This is a genomic window from Tychonema sp. LEGE 07196 (genome assembly GCF_963890365.1).
Lineage (GTDB): Bacteria > Cyanobacteriota > Cyanobacteriia > Cyanobacteriales > Microcoleaceae > Microcoleus.
The window spans coordinates 1-1,353 of sequence record NZ_CAWPRX010000147.1 but is presented as its reverse complement, the minus strand read 5'-3'; the positions used below and the strand labels follow the sequence as shown (position 1 = coordinate 1,353).

Genomic DNA, 1,353 nt, shown 5'->3' with positions numbered 1-1,353 from the left:
TTACTCACAAGTTAAGCTAAAAGCACTATTGTCAATGAGTAATTTTACTCATTTTTTACCTGTTGACCCAATTAAAATATGACTCCATTTGTTCCTTTATTATTGAAAAAAAATTGTTCGGGACTTCTTTGAGTTCCAGGGAAAGGAGAAATAATTAGCCTGACATGAGGTTTTCGTCGTCGCTTAACGATCCCTAAATCTTGATTTTTATCGGCGGCAAAATACTTAACTAGGTCAGAAGCTAATCCTTTTTGATAGGCCACCGAAAAATGATACATCCCCCGATAAATCATTTCTAATGAAACCCGTTCAATTGGTACTCCTAATTCATCTGCCACCGCATCTCCTAAATCTACTAAAACCGCATAAAATAGCCAAGTAGCCCAGATTTGGAGCTTAATTCCGTTTAATGAACCTGTCCATAAATAGCTGAGATTTAATAATCTTTTTACTGTACAAAATGCGTCTTCAATTCGCCAGCGTCTTTGATATAAATCTGCTACTACATAGGGGGGCAATATTTCAGGTTCTCGGACACTTGTCAGATAAGAACGCCAGGAAGTCTTGGAGCGAATCTGTACTAATCTTATAGTCAAAGCTGGTGTCTGTTTTGTACCTGCACCTATTTTAATTATCTGGTCTTTGACCTCATAAGTATTGGTTAATACCCGCTCGATTTGATAAGATGCACCTTTCTTTATTCGAGTGATAAATCCAATTTCTTTAGAAATGAGTTTTGACCAAAAAGCGAAGTGATAGAAGCCTCTGTCCAATAACAGTAATGTTTTTGGCTTAACTGTTTTTAGTAAATCTTCCTCCCAGTTAGTATCTGCTTGTTTCGGATTTTCCCCAAACCAAATTTCTTCGGGAAGATGAGTTACTAGGTCGATGATTACTCCCATTTTTCCCGCTAATTGACCAATTGGCACATCTGATAAACTTTGTAGCTTCTTAAATAATGCTTCTAATGTTGAGCCATCAGCTATCCAGATATTATCAAAGCTTTTTAAGGCAAATTGTACGCTATCTGGTAGTGGTCTTGATTTTCTTGTTAACCATTTTCGGCGAAAATGAGGCAATAATTCTTTAAATACTTTCTCAAATAAAATGGCGGGAAAAGTTAAAAATCGTTGCGATAATGCTTGTTGACTAATCTCTTGCGGCTCACACCATAAAAATCCCTCTCTATTTAATAATCTGGTTAATTCTGTTACTCCCGCTACATCTCGCCATAAGAGACTTAATATTGCTGCCATCATTAATGGTAGTGTCAGAATCCTATCTCTTAGATTTAGTTGGCGATAAAAAGTTTTTTGGGCAGCCATTGCCGGAATTAATAAATCTTCCAGGTGA

General features: G+C 36.7%; 1 protein-coding gene. It reads right to left on the bottom strand.

Annotated elements, in window-relative coordinates; genetic code table 11:
* Positions 1 to 71: 71 nt before the first annotated feature.
* Positions 72 to 1,353 (bottom strand): IS4 family transposase (locus tag AACV78_RS17105; protein WP_445329589.1); only part of this gene is annotated, 1,282 nt, incomplete at its 5' end.